This window comes from Bradyrhizobium sp. (genome assembly GCF_049586575.1).
In the GTDB taxonomy this organism is placed as follows: domain Bacteria; phylum Pseudomonadota; class Alphaproteobacteria; order Rhizobiales; family Xanthobacteraceae; genus Bradyrhizobium.
Window position 1 is genome coordinate 1 of the sequence record NZ_JBAVCF010000339.1, and the last position, 11,601, is coordinate 11,601.

Genomic DNA, 11,601 nt, shown 5'->3' on the forward strand with positions numbered 1-11,601 from the left:
GCCCGCCAATCATCAAGAGATGCTCGACGTTGTCGCGCCGTACCAGCACGAGGCGGCGGCGTCCATCCACGGCGGCAGCATCGATCACGGCCAGGCGGGGCATCCTTCCGCGATTGGTGTTGGTTCCGAGCCGGTTGGAGGCGAATCGGCGGATCAGCCAGGCCACGACGCCAATCAGCGCCAGGACCGCCACAAACATGATGATGAACGTAAGTGCCTGCATGCTCTGTCCCCGGCGAGGGAGGTCCAAGCAACCTCACGACGCTCAATTTAAAGTGTGGCCCCAGTTAATGTCCCGCGGCAAAAGCTGCCGCGCCCGCAATCTTAATAACCCATGAATCGGCAGGGCCAAAACGACTTCTCGCGATGCCGGTGAATTCGCTGGTTAACGCAGCATTCGTGGCGAAATTGCGCTCAAATCGATCGGCGAGCACCGCGGATATGAAATCTCTTCCGCTTGGCGGCCCAAATGGACCGATCTCGCACGATCGGCAATTTTAACCAGCCGTTAACCATACGCGCGGCAAATTCTGCCTACCTTGAGCGGCATTCGGGCCGCCGGCCGAGGGGGAGCGCGGCGATGGCTATCAACGATCTTCCGACCCTGTCGATCCTGCGAACGAAGATGCAGTGGCATCAGGAACGCCAGCACGTGCTGGCCGAAAACGTATCCAATTCCAATACGCCAAATTTCAAACCGCGCGATCTGGTCGAACCGAAGTTCGAAACCGGTAGCGGCGCGGTCGGCGGCGGAGCCGCATCGCTGCCGATGACGCGCACCAGCGCAAGCCATATCGCGCCTGACGGCGGCGATCCGACCTTCGCCCAGAATGGCCGGGCGGGATTTCTGACGCGGCCCGCGGGCAATTCTGTCAGCCTCGAAGACGAAATGCTCAAGGTTTCCGCCAACCAGATGGACTATGCGGCGGTGACCTCGCTCTACAGCAAGAGCCTGCACCTTCTCAAAACTGCGATCGGCAAGGGTTGAGCCGCATGACCCGTAGCGGAAGCGCCGGTTAAACAAAGGGGAAATGCATCATGGCAAGCGATGCGAATGATTTCGTCCGCTCAATGGGCATCGCGACGTCGGGCCTGCGCGCGCAGTCCGGCCGCATGCGGGTGATCTCGGAAAATATCGCCAACGCCGATTCGACGGCGTCGACCGCGGGCGGCGACCCGTACCGCCGCAAGGTGCCGACCTTCTCTTCTGCGCTCGACCGCGCGCTCGACGCGAAGGTGGTGACGCTCGGCAGGATCAGATCCGATCAATCGGCGTTTCACCTTAAATACGAGCCCACCAATCCGGCCGCGGACGCCACCGGCTACGTCAAATATCCGAACGTCAATCCGATGATCGAAATGACTGACATGCGCGAGGCGCAGCGATCCTATGAGGCCAACCTCAACATCATCAGCGCCACACGCCGCATGATCCAACGCACGCTCGATATTCTCAAGACCTGACAGGAAGGCTTAAACAATGGCTTCACCCGCAGTCGCCGCCAATGCCTATGCTTCCGCCGCCCGCATCCTGGACACCGGCGGCGCCGCCAAGGGCGCCGATTCGACCGGACCGTCGTTCGGCGAGGTGCTCAAGGACGCGATCGGGGGTGTGCTCGATACCGGGCGCAAGTCCGATGCGCAGACGGTCGCGATGGCGTCCGGCAAGGCCAATGTCATGGATGTCGTGACGGCGGTGGCTGAAACCGACGTGGCGGTCTCGACGCTGGTGTCGGTGCGCGACAAGGTCATCGCAGCCTACGAAGACATCATGAAGATGACGATTTGACCCTCGTCCTGAGGAGCCGGCAAAGCCGGCGTCTCGAAGGATGATGGATTACGGCCTCAAGGTTCACCTGGCGATGCGAAGCATCGTCCAGCGACGAGCACCGGACGGCGCAAGCCCGCCGGGGGCTCCTCACCACGAGGAAAACAGGGAAGTGAGTGCGAAAATGACCGGTGCTGAAACCCTCGACGTGGCGCGAGATGCAATCTGGACCATCGTCGTGGTGTCCTCACCATTGATGGTGGTCGGCCTCGTCGTCGGCGTCGTGGTGTCGCTGTTCCAGGCTTTGACCCAGATCCAGGAACAGACGCTGATCTTCGTGCCGAAGATTCTCGCGATTTTCGTCACATTACTGTTGGCGCTGCCGTTCATGGCCGACGAGCTACACGCCCATATGATGCGGATATCGTCGCGAATCATAGGCGGCTGATGGCAATATGGGCAGCGCGGTGGATTTGATCTTCGCCAAGTCGTCGCCGCGCTTTCTCGTGGAGCCGGAACACTCGGCGTATGCGCATCGATATCTCGCTTCTGCCGGTACTGGCGGCCGCCTTCATGCTGGTGTTCGCCCGCATCGGCGCCATGGTGATGCTGTTGCCGGGATTGGGCGAAACCAATATTCCGGTCCGCATCAAGCTTGCGATCGCGCTGCTGTTGACGCTGATCATTCTCCCGCTGCACCGCGCCGACTACCACATCGACCTCAACTCGATGGCCGCGCTGCTGGTGATGATGGTCTACGAAATCCTGATTGGCATCGTGCTCGGAGCGACCGCGCGGGTGACGTTGGCAGCACTTCAGGTCGCGGGCGCGGTGATCGCCCAGCAACTCGGCCTGGGTTTCGTCACCTCGATCGACCCGACGCAGGGTCAACAGGGCGTGCTGATCGGAAATTTCCTCACGCTGCTTGGCATCACCATGCTGTTTGCGACCGACAGTCATTATCTGGTGATTGCCGCGCTGAACGACAGCTATTCGATCTTTATGCCGGGCGAGGTGATGCCGGCTGGCGATGTGGCCGCGCTCGCCACCCGCGCGTTCTCCGCAGCCTTCAAGATCGGCATGCAACTGTCTGCGCCGTTTCTGGTTTTCGGCCTGGTCTTCAATGTCGGTCTTGGCGTGCTGGCGCGGCTGATGCCGCAGATGCAGGTCTATTTCGTGGGCGTACCGCTGTCGATCCTGTCGGGATTCCTGATCTTTGGCGTCGTGCTGGCGGCCATGATGGGAAGCTTCCTCGACTACTTCATCGCCGTGATGCACGAGCTGATTCCGCTAAAGTGAAGGTCGTTTGACATGGCTGATGAAGACGACGGCGGTGAACGCTCGGAAGACCCCACACAAAAACGCTTGGACGATGCACTCGAGCGCGGCGACGTTGCCAAGAGCCAGGAGGTCAACACCTGGTTCATGATTGCGGGCGCGACCCTTGTTCTGTCGACCTTTTCCGGTTCCATCGGCAGCATCCAGGTGCCGCTGCGCAATCTCGTCGCCAATTCGTGGATGATCCGGACCGACGGTCCGGGTCTCATGATGCTGGCGAAACATCTGGAATTCGCGGTGCTTGCCGCCGTCGGCGTCCCGATCCTGATGCTGATGCTGGCGGCGATCGCCGCCAATGTGCTGCAACACCGGCTGGTCTGGTCTGGCGAATCGCTCAAGCCCAAGCTCTCGAAGATCTCACCGATGGAAGGCGCCAAGCGCATCTTCGGCAAGCAGGCGGTAGCCAATTTCGCCAAGGGCATCTTCAAGCTGGTGGCGCTGGGCTCCGTGATGACGATGATCCTGTGGCCGGAGCGGCACCGCCTGGAGTCGATGCTGCGGTTCGATCCGTCGGCTTTGCTCGGCGTGGTCATTGCCATGGCGCTGCATCTGATGGGCGCGGTGGTGGCGATGCTCGCAGTGGTCGCGATCGCGGATTATTTCTTCCAGTACCGGCAATGGTACGAGCGGCAGAAGATGTCGCTGCGGGAAATGAAAGAGGAGTTCAAGCAGTCCGAAGGAGATCCGCACATCAAGGGCCGCATCAGGCAGTTGCGGCACGCGCGGATGAAGAAACGCATGATGGCCGCGGTGCCCAAGGCTTCCGTGATCATTACCAACCCGACCCACTACGCGGTTGCCCTGTCCTACGAACGCGGCATGGCGGCCCCGGTCTGCGTCGCCAAGGGCACGGACCGGATCGCGCTCAAGATCAGGGAGGTTGCCGGCGAGCACAATATCCCGGTCGTCGAGAACGTGCCGCTGGCCCGCGCCCTTTATGCCACCGTTGATATCGACGAGGAGATACCTGTGGAACACTATCACGCGGTTGCCGAAATCATCGGCTACGTGATGGGTCTCAAGCGCGGGGTTTCCGGCCGGCGGCGGGTATGATGCCGCGGCCGGTTCCTGGAGCTCCGATTCCAGGGTTGTCTGCGAAATAACCGCCGGATGGACTTGCCTTGGCGGGTCCGATTCAGGCACTCAAGAGCGGGCATGCCTCGGCATGTCCGATTCCCGTGCCCACTTTCCCAAGGTAATGACCGCCGAACCCGACCATTACGCATCGCAAGAGCCGGCCGCCGCCCAGGAGCCGATGCGGCGGGGCGGCAGCATCGTGCTGGTGCTTTTGGTGGCAGGCGCCATCGTTGCGGTCGCCGTTGCGCTGACCACCATCGGCCGCGCGCAGGCCCAGCCTTATATTCTCGGCCTCCTGGCGCTGCTCGCGATGGTCGGCCTGTTCAATCTGTTCGCCTTTGCAGCCGGCATCATTCGCTTTGCCGACCGTTCGACCGACGATCCCGTCGTCCGCCGCATCGCCGATCTCGCTTATGACGGGATCGCCGTCACCGACCCCTCCGGCCATGTGGCCTATTTCAATTCGGCTTATCTCGCGCTCACCGGTGCTGCGAGCCCGCAAGACGTTCGCCCGGTGGAGCGGGTCTTCATCGGCAATCCCGACGTGTCGGAAGCGGTATTCCGGCTGCTGAAAGCCGCACGCGAAGGCAAGCGCCAGCAGGAGGAGGTCCGTCTCGCCGGCACCGACGGCAGCCACGGCCGCTGGCTCCGGATGCGGGTCCGACCGCTCGGCCAGGGCAAGCGCGAGGTGAAATATGCGGTGTGGTCGATCGCCGATATCACCCGCGACCGCGAGCGTCAGGAGGACGTGTTTAAAGAGTTGCAGCACGCGATCGAATATCTTGATCACGCGCCATGCGGTTTCTTCTCGGTCAATGCGGCAGGCGACGTCGCCTATGTCAACGCGACGCTCGCCAACTGGCTTGACTATGACCTGGCGGAGATCGGATCGGGCGGGTTGAAGCTGACCGACATCGTGTCCGGTGACGGGGCTGCGCTTCTCACCTCGATTGCACCCGCGCCGGGCGAGGTCACGACCGAAGTGTTCGACATCGACCTGCGGATGCGGACCGGCAAGACCATGCCGGCGCGCCTCTATCACAAGCTCGCTTTCGGCGCCGATGGCGTCCCGGGCGCCTCGCGGACGCTCGTGATCAGCCGCGCGCGCGACGAACGCGCCGATCCGCAACGGGCGGCGGAAGTGCGCTTCATGCGGTTCTTCGACCATACGCCGATGGCGATTGCGACCGTCGATCGCGCGGGCGCGATCGTGCGCGCCAATGCACGCTTCGCCAAACTGGCGCAGGGCGTGAGCACCGACGGCGCCGCCAACAAATCGATTTTCAGCACCGTCAATGCGCGCGACCGCCATCTTCTGGTCGCAGCCATCAACCAGGCGGCGCTGGGGCAGGGCGATATAGCGCCCGTCGAGGTCATGCTCGACGGCACCAAGGAACGCTGGGGGCAGTTCTTCGTCACCGCCGTCGAAGAAGACGAACGCGAGGCCGAGGCCGCGATCGTCTACATGCTGGAGACGACCGAGCGCCGCGCGCTGGAAAACCAGATCAACCAGTCGCAGAAGATGGACATGGTCGGCCAGCTCGCCGGCGGCATCGCGCACGATTTCAACAACGTGCTGTCCGCGATCATGATGGCGAACGACTTCCTCCTGAACGCGCACAAGCCGACCGATCCGTCGTTCCAGGATATCATGCAGATCAAGCAGAACGCGACGCGGGCGGCGACGCTGGTGCGCCAGCTCCTGGCGTTCTCGCGCCGCCAGACGCTGCGGCCGCAGGTACTCGATCTCGGCGACGCACTGTCCGATCTCACCATGCTGCTGCGCCGGCTGATCGGCGAGAAGGTGAAGCTCGACCTGATCCACGGCCGCGACCTGTGGCCGGTGAAGGTCGACGTCTCGCAGTTCGAACAGGTGGTCGTCAATCTCGCGGTCAATGCGCGCGACGCGATGCCCGATGGCGGCAAGCTCACCGTGCGGACGGTCAATGTCACGGCGGAAGAATCCACGCAGCTTGCCTATAAGGGCATGCCGGCAGCCGAATATGTCAGGATCGATATCATCGACACCGGCACCGGTATTCCGCCCGAAATCGTCGACAAGATCTTCGAGCCGTTCTTCTCGACCAAGGAAGTCGGCAAGGGCACCGGTCTCGGGCTGTCGACGGTGTATGGCATCGTCAAGCAAACCGGCGGCTTCGTCTATGTGGATTCCGAACCCGGCAGGGGAACGTCATTCCGCATCTTCCTGCCGCGGCATCATGCCGAACCGGAGGTGGCGAGCGAACCCGCGGCCGCCAATGGCGCGGCCAGGGAGGCTTCCGCGGAAGCAAAACCCCGTACCGATCTGACCGGGCAGGGCACGATCCTGCTGGTCGAAGACGAGGAGGGCCTGCGCTCGCTCAACGCGCGGGGCCTGCGCTCGCGCGGCTACAGCGTGATCGAGGCCTCGAACGGCGTCGAGGCGATGGAAGCGCTGGAAGAAAAGAACGGCGCGGTCGATCTTGTCGTCTCCGACGTGGTGATGCCGGAGATGGACGGTCCTACGCTGCTCAAGACCATGCGCGGCAAGAATCCCGACCTGAAGATCATCTTCGTGTCGGGTTATGCGGAAGACGCCTTCGAGAAGAGCCTGCCCGCGAACCAGCAATTCGCTTTCCTGCCGAAACCCTTCACGCTGAGCCAGCTGGTGGCGGCGGTAAAGGAGACGATGACACCGCAATAAGGCTAATACCGCCCCTGCGACAATAGATGCCCGCGACGCCGCGCCGCAGTCCGTCCCCCTCGCTGCGGCTTCTCTTTTGAGCGACCCTTCCCACCTATGGGGGGCGCTTCCCCTGGTGAAGACCACGGAGAAGCGGTTTTAAGGAACATCGTCATGAATTTCAGGCCACGTGTTTTCGGTTTCGTGCAGGCGTTTGCCGTCATCCTTTCGCTTGCGTTGCCGCTGGTCGTTGCGGCCTCGACGGCCGACGCGCGGATTGGCGGCGGCGTCAGTTCGGGCTCGCGCGGAGGGCGGACGTTTTCGGCGCCGCCGTCGACCTCGACGGCGCCCAATGCAGCCCAGCCGTTCAATCGTACCATCACCCAGCCGGGTAGCCCCGGTCTCGGAACCCCCGGCGGTGGATTCTTCAATCGGCCGGGCATGGGCCTGTTCGGCGGGTTAGCAGCCGGGTTCCTTGGCGCCGGCCTTCTCGGCATGCTTTTTGGCGGCGGAATGTTCGGCGGCATCGGCGGATTTTCATCGATCATCGGTCTGATGTTGCAGATCGGTTTGATTGTGCTCCTGGTGCGGTTCGCGATGTCGTGGTGGCAGCGCCGTCACGAGAGTCAGACAGCCTATGCGGGCGGGCCTTCGCCGCTCAGCGCCCAGGCCTCTTACGGGTCGGGGATGGGTTTTGGCATGGGATCGGCCAGCGCGCCGGTCCAGATTCTTCCCGCCGACTATGAAAGCTTCGAGCGGTTGCTCGGTGAAACCCAGGATGCCTGGTCGAACGAGGATGTCGCGCGGCTTCATACGCTGGCAACGCCGGAGATGGTGTCGTATTTCGTCCGCGACCTCGATCAGAACAAGGCGCGCAATGTCGTCAACAAGGTTGCCGCCACAAAGCTTCTGCAAGGCGATCTCGCCGAAGCCTGGCGCGAAGGCGATACCGACTATGCGAGCGTTGCGATGCGCTACTCGCTGATCGATACCTACCTCGACCGCACCACGGGCCGCGTGGTCGAAGGCAACGGGCAGCCGGAGGAAGTCACCGAGGTTTGGACCTTCCTGCGGCCCCGCGGCGGCAATTGGGAATTGTCGGCGATCCAGCAGACCTGAAGGTATGCGAATAGGCTGATGTTGGAGGGCGCTGCGGTCGTTGCCGCGGCGCCTTTCATTTGCGCGTCGCCGAGGCGGAATAATTTTGCCCAGCGAGGGTTGCCTCATTGTTGATTGGCCCCAGGCCGTCAGCCATTGAATCAAGAAGCATGGGAGGATTTTGAATGCCCACACCTACCCGATACATTTCGCATCCCGGCCTCGTCTCGGCCGCGGCCTTGTTCGCAAGCCTTGCCGTCCAGCCGGCGCAGGCGCAATCCGCCAATATGACGTTCTTCGTCACGTCGGCAGGACCGGGCAAGGGAGCCGACCTCGGCGGCCTCGACGGCGCCGACAAGCACTGCCAGACGCTCGCCGCGGCTGCGGGCGCAGGAGCCAAGACCTGGCGCGCTTATCTTTCCACGCAAGCTGCCGACGGCAAGCCCGCGGTGAATGCGCGCGATCGCATCGGCAAGGGACCGTGGCAGAATTCGAAAGGCGTCGTGGTCGCCAAGGACGTGGCCGATCTGCACAGCGCTTCCAACAATCTCAGCAAGCAGACTTCACTGAGCGAAAAGGGCGAGGTGATCAACGGCCGCGGCGATACGCCGAACCGCCACGACGCGCTGACGGGCTCGCAGCCGGATGGCACCGCCTTCGCAGGCAGCGACGATCGTACCTGCAAGAACTGGACGAGCTCTACGCAAGGCGCGGCGATGCTCGGTCATATCGACCGCATCGGCTTGCGCGACGATGACGCCTCGAAATCCTGGAACTCTTCGCATCCTTCGCGCGGGCCGGACGGCGGATGCTCGCAGGCGGATCTGAAGAGCACCGGCGGCGACGGCCTGCTGTATTGTTTTGCGGCGAACTGATCCACGCTGGCGGGTTTCTCCGACCTCTCCCTTGTGTGGAGGGGTCGGCTTAACTCTCGTTAATAGCCGCTTAAAAATCAGGGTTATCCAATCCTCAATGCTCAGCCTTTTTTAAGCATTTCAACCCATCTTGGTTAGCGGTTGGTTCCGGTAACAAGTTCGGGTTGTGCCGATGAGAGTGGTTTCGGCGGCGGCATTCGCGTTGATGTTATCTCCGGTCGTCGCGGCCGACATGCCCGTTGTCTATCAGCCGCCGCCTGTGCTGTGGTCATGGACCGGCCTCTATCTCGGCGGCCACATCGGCGCCGGCTTTGGCAATTCGTCGTTTTCCGATCCGGCGGGTCCACCGATTTACGGCGGGACCGTCAGAAGCACTACGGCGTCGGGCGGCGGACAACTCGGCTATAACTGGCAAATTCCGAGTAGCGCCTTCGTACTCGGCATCGAGGCCGACGCCGATGTGATCAGCGCCAACGGCAGCGGCACCTGTTTCGCTTCATCGGGATTTTTCATTTCCGCGAACTGCCGGGTCAGGCCCGACGCCGGCGGCAGTTTCACCGGCCGGTTGGGTTATGCAACGGGCAATTCCGGACGCGCGCTGCTGTACGTCAAGGGCGGCCTGGCCTGGCTCGATGAAGGAATCGATATCACGACCAATGGCACCCTTCCTTACTCGACGACTAGTCTCGACGGCATGCGATGGGGCTGGACGGTTGGCGCCGGAATCGAGAGGGCACTGACTCCGGCCTGGTCGCTCCGGCTGGAATACGACTATGCGAATTTCGGCGACGTCAGCATGGCGACGCCGGCGAGCTTTTTCCAGGTGGCGCCGCCATCGCCTTTCGGCTACGTGGCGACAGCAGGCGGCACGACCAGCGTCAGCCAGAGCCTGCAAACCGTCAAGCTCGGCCTGAACTACAAATTCGGCGAGGACATCGATGCACGATGGCAGCCCTCCGAGTCCGATTATCACCTGAGGGGGACGACCGACACGCTCTTTATTCCGGAGGCTGAAGTCGAGGTCGGCGGCCGCGTCTGGTACAGCTCTGGCCGCTTCCAGAAAGACCTCAGCACAACCCAGTCCCAGACCATGCCGGGCCTTCTGGTGTCGCGGCTGACCTATGACACCACTGCCGCGACCGGAGAATTGTTCGGCCGCATCGATACGGCGTCCAGTATTTTCGTGAAGGGATTTGTCGGCGGCGGCAAGATTCTGTCGGGCACCATGCACGATGAAGACTGGGCGGCCTTCAATGCCGAGGTACCGTATTCGAACACGCAGTCGAGTGTCGCTGGAGATCTCGCCTATGGCACGTTCGACGTTGGCTATTCGCTGTTTCGCGGGCGAAGCACCAATGTCGGCGGTTTTATCGGATTCAACTATTACGAAGAGAACAAGTCAGCCTATGGCTGCAGCCAGATCGCCAACCCCTTTTCCGATTGCGTGCCGGCCCTTTCCAGCTCGACGCTTGGCATCACCGAAGACGATAAATGGTACTCGCTCAGAATCGGCGTGAACGGAACGGTACGCTTGCTGACCGGCTGAAACTGACCGCGGATGCCGCCTATCTGCCTTACGTGGCGTTTCGCGGCACCGACGATCATCTGCTGCGAACCGACGTCTCGAACACCTTCTCGCCGGAAACCGGCGCCGGCCAGGGCGTGCAAATCGAGGCGATCCTGTCCTACGCGCTTTCCGACGCCTTTAGCCTCGGTGCCGGCGGCCGGTATTGGGCCATGTGGGTGCCGAGCGCGAGCACCAATGCCTTTGGCACTCCGTGTCCCTGCCAGGGATTGCCGGTGAGTACGGAGCGCTACGGCGGTTTCGTCCAGGCGTCGTACAAGTTTGGTGGACAGCTTTAGCCAGTCGCGGCCCGCGGTTGTCGTAACCTTGGTTAAGAGACTGGCGACGCGTTGCGCGCCATGCGCTTGCGCAATTTATGATTTTGTACGAGCGAGTAAGCTTGTGTGTTCAGCTCGATAAACACTTGGTGGCCGCCCATAGGCTTTGGAAAAGCTTCGGGAAAAGTGAGCCGCGTCACTAAATGCCCAGGAAAAGGCAATAGCGGTGACAGAATGGTCGTACAGGCGCGGATCAAGCAAGTCGCGCCGAGCGGCGGCTAGCCTTTCTGACCAAATTGCACGTTCAATGGTGGTTCCGCGGTTTGCGAAAAGTCGGGCAAGGCTTCGCGTGGACATTTTAAGTTCGGAAGCAATCGCGGCAGGCTTGAGGTTCGGGTCGGCTAGGTGACGCCGTATGAAATGGCAGGCGTCTGAATAATGATCCAAGGCAGCGTCGTGCACGACTGTAGCCGTCGGACGGAGGAGTTCGATAAAAGCACGCTCTATTCCCACCTCTTCATCATTCGAAACTTCTGTTGGATCGTCGAGTGACGAAAGCGCGAGCTTACCCAGGAGGCGCGAAGGACCCGAGGTCAGTGAAATCGATCGCTGGTAATTTGGGGCGATGCGTTCTTCCGCCAACAGATGCTTCGGCAGCTTGAGAACGACCTGGCGAAACTGGTCTGGAAATTCAAAAATGTAAGAGTCGCTCGCCGAGACGATAGCACCGTCACCCGAACTCAATTTCAGCGCCATCGCCCTTTGCTCTGCATGACAGGTACCGTCGACGTGGAGGACCACGATCAGGTCGTCGCTCGGAGCATGAGAAATGGTCGCTCTGGTACGATGCGCCCGCATTGCCGATGCTCGCACATCCGAGATTCCAATCAGGCCGATCTGCCTGTGACGGATGCTGCCATGAAAATTAGCGCGGTCGGGAC

13 protein-coding genes are annotated in these 11,601 nt (G+C 61.8%); 11 read left to right on the plus strand and 2 right to left on the minus strand.

Annotation, left to right across the window (positions count from 1 at the left end; genetic code table 11):
- A partial coding sequence (locus tag WB528_RS13200) for a flagellar biosynthetic protein FliO (protein ID WP_423888857.1) occupies nt 1-223 on the minus strand: 223 nt, incomplete at its 3' end.
- A 357-nt stretch (nt 224-580) separates the two neighbouring features.
- Here WB528_RS13200 and flgB point away from each other — a divergent pair.
- The 11 genes from flgB (at nt 581) to WB528_RS13255 (ending at nt 10,681) form a co-directional block, all read left to right on the plus strand.
- Nucleotides 581-988 carry a flagellar basal body rod protein FlgB gene (gene flgB / locus WB528_RS13205; RefSeq protein ID WP_423888858.1) on the plus strand — a complete coding sequence of 136 codons (408 nt, stop codon included), beginning with the start codon at nt 581-583 and terminating at the stop codon, nt 986-988.
- 50 nt (nt 989-1,038) lie between these two features.
- Nucleotides 1,039-1,464, plus strand: a complete 426-nt coding sequence (gene flgC / locus WB528_RS13210) for a flagellar basal body rod protein FlgC (protein WP_423888859.1) — start codon at nt 1,039-1,041, stop codon at nt 1,462-1,464.
- Between the two features lie 16 nt (nt 1,465-1,480).
- Nucleotides 1,481-1,789, plus strand: a complete 309-nt coding sequence (gene fliE, locus WB528_RS13215) for a flagellar hook-basal body complex protein FliE (RefSeq protein ID WP_423888860.1) — start codon at nt 1,481-1,483, stop codon at nt 1,787-1,789.
- 163 nt (nt 1,790-1,952) lie between these two features.
- Nucleotides 1,953-2,216: a flagellar biosynthesis protein FliQ gene (gene fliQ, locus WB528_RS13220; protein WP_423888868.1), complete on the plus strand. Its 264-nt coding sequence runs from the start codon at nt 1,953-1,955 to the stop codon at nt 2,214-2,216.
- 80 nt (nt 2,217-2,296) lie between these two features.
- Nucleotides 2,297-3,067 carry a flagellar biosynthetic protein FliR gene (fliR, locus tag WB528_RS13225; protein ID WP_423888861.1) on the plus strand — a complete coding sequence of 257 codons (771 nt, stop codon included), beginning with the start codon at nt 2,297-2,299 and terminating at the stop codon, nt 3,065-3,067.
- Nucleotides 3,068-3,079: 12 nt separating this feature from the next.
- Nucleotides 3,080-4,159, plus strand: a complete 1,080-nt coding sequence (flhB, locus tag WB528_RS13230; RefSeq protein ID WP_423888862.1) for a flagellar biosynthesis protein FlhB — start codon at nt 3,080-3,082, stop codon at nt 4,157-4,159.
- A 145-nt stretch (nt 4,160-4,304) separates the two neighbouring features.
- The gene (gene cckA, locus WB528_RS13235; protein ID WP_423888869.1) at nt 4,305-6,866 is read left to right on the plus strand and encodes a cell cycle histidine kinase CckA; all 2,562 of its coding nucleotides are present in this window, start codon (nt 4,305-4,307) and stop codon (nt 6,864-6,866) included.
- A 153-nt stretch (nt 6,867-7,019) separates the two neighbouring features.
- On the plus strand, nt 7,020-7,964 hold the full coding sequence (locus WB528_RS13240) for a Tim44 domain-containing protein (protein ID WP_423888863.1): 945 nt from the start codon (nt 7,020-7,022) through the stop codon (nt 7,962-7,964).
- A 164-nt stretch (nt 7,965-8,128) separates the two neighbouring features.
- Complete coding sequence (locus WB528_RS13245; RefSeq protein WP_423888864.1) at nt 8,129-8,818, plus strand: lectin; 690 nt, start codon at nt 8,129-8,131, stop codon at nt 8,816-8,818.
- 172 nt (nt 8,819-8,990) lie between these two features.
- Nucleotides 8,991-10,364: an outer membrane protein gene (locus WB528_RS13250; RefSeq protein ID WP_423888865.1), complete on the plus strand. Its 1,374-nt coding sequence runs from the start codon at nt 8,991-8,993 to the stop codon at nt 10,362-10,364.
- A complete protein-coding gene (locus tag WB528_RS13255) occupies nt 10,310-10,681 on the plus strand; it encodes a hypothetical protein (RefSeq protein ID WP_423888866.1) in 372 nt (123 codons plus the stop codon). Before WB528_RS13250 ends, WB528_RS13255 begins: the two co-directional genes overlap by 55 nt.
- A 75-nt stretch (nt 10,682-10,756) precedes the next feature.
- Here WB528_RS13255 and WB528_RS13260 read toward each other — a convergent pair.
- A partial coding sequence (locus tag WB528_RS13260; RefSeq protein ID WP_423888867.1) for a helix-turn-helix domain-containing protein occupies nt 10,757-11,601 on the minus strand: 845 nt, incomplete at its 5' end.

What these genes read in the sequence shown, in the direction of transcription:
- WB528_RS13250 (WP_423888865.1), top strand. Translation starts at nt 8,991, where the DNA reads ATGAGAGTGGTTTCGGCGGCGGCATTCGCGTTGATGTTATCTCCGGTC.
- fliQ (WP_423888868.1), top strand. Translation starts at nt 1,953, where the DNA reads ATGACCGGTGCTGAAACCCTCGACGTGGCGCGAGATGCAATCTGGACC.
- WB528_RS13255 (WP_423888866.1), top strand. Translation starts at nt 10,310, where the DNA reads ATGGTACTCGCTCAGAATCGGCGTGAACGGAACGGTACGCTTGCTGAC.
- cckA (WP_423888869.1), top strand. Translation starts at nt 4,305, where the DNA reads ATGACCGCCGAACCCGACCATTACGCATCGCAAGAGCCGGCCGCCGCC.
- fliE (WP_423888860.1), top strand. Translation starts at nt 1,481, where the DNA reads ATGGCTTCACCCGCAGTCGCCGCCAATGCCTATGCTTCCGCCGCCCGC.
- WB528_RS13240 (WP_423888863.1), top strand. Translation starts at nt 7,020, where the DNA reads ATGAATTTCAGGCCACGTGTTTTCGGTTTCGTGCAGGCGTTTGCCGTC.
- flhB (WP_423888862.1), top strand. Translation starts at nt 3,080, where the DNA reads ATGGCTGATGAAGACGACGGCGGTGAACGCTCGGAAGACCCCACACAA.
- flgC (WP_423888859.1), top strand. Translation starts at nt 1,039, where the DNA reads ATGGCAAGCGATGCGAATGATTTCGTCCGCTCAATGGGCATCGCGACG.
- WB528_RS13245 (WP_423888864.1), top strand. Translation starts at nt 8,129, where the DNA reads ATGCCCACACCTACCCGATACATTTCGCATCCCGGCCTCGTCTCGGCC.
- fliR (WP_423888861.1), top strand. Translation starts at nt 2,297, where the DNA reads ATGCGCATCGATATCTCGCTTCTGCCGGTACTGGCGGCCGCCTTCATG.
- flgB (WP_423888858.1), top strand. Translation starts at nt 581, where the DNA reads ATGGCTATCAACGATCTTCCGACCCTGTCGATCCTGCGAACGAAGATG.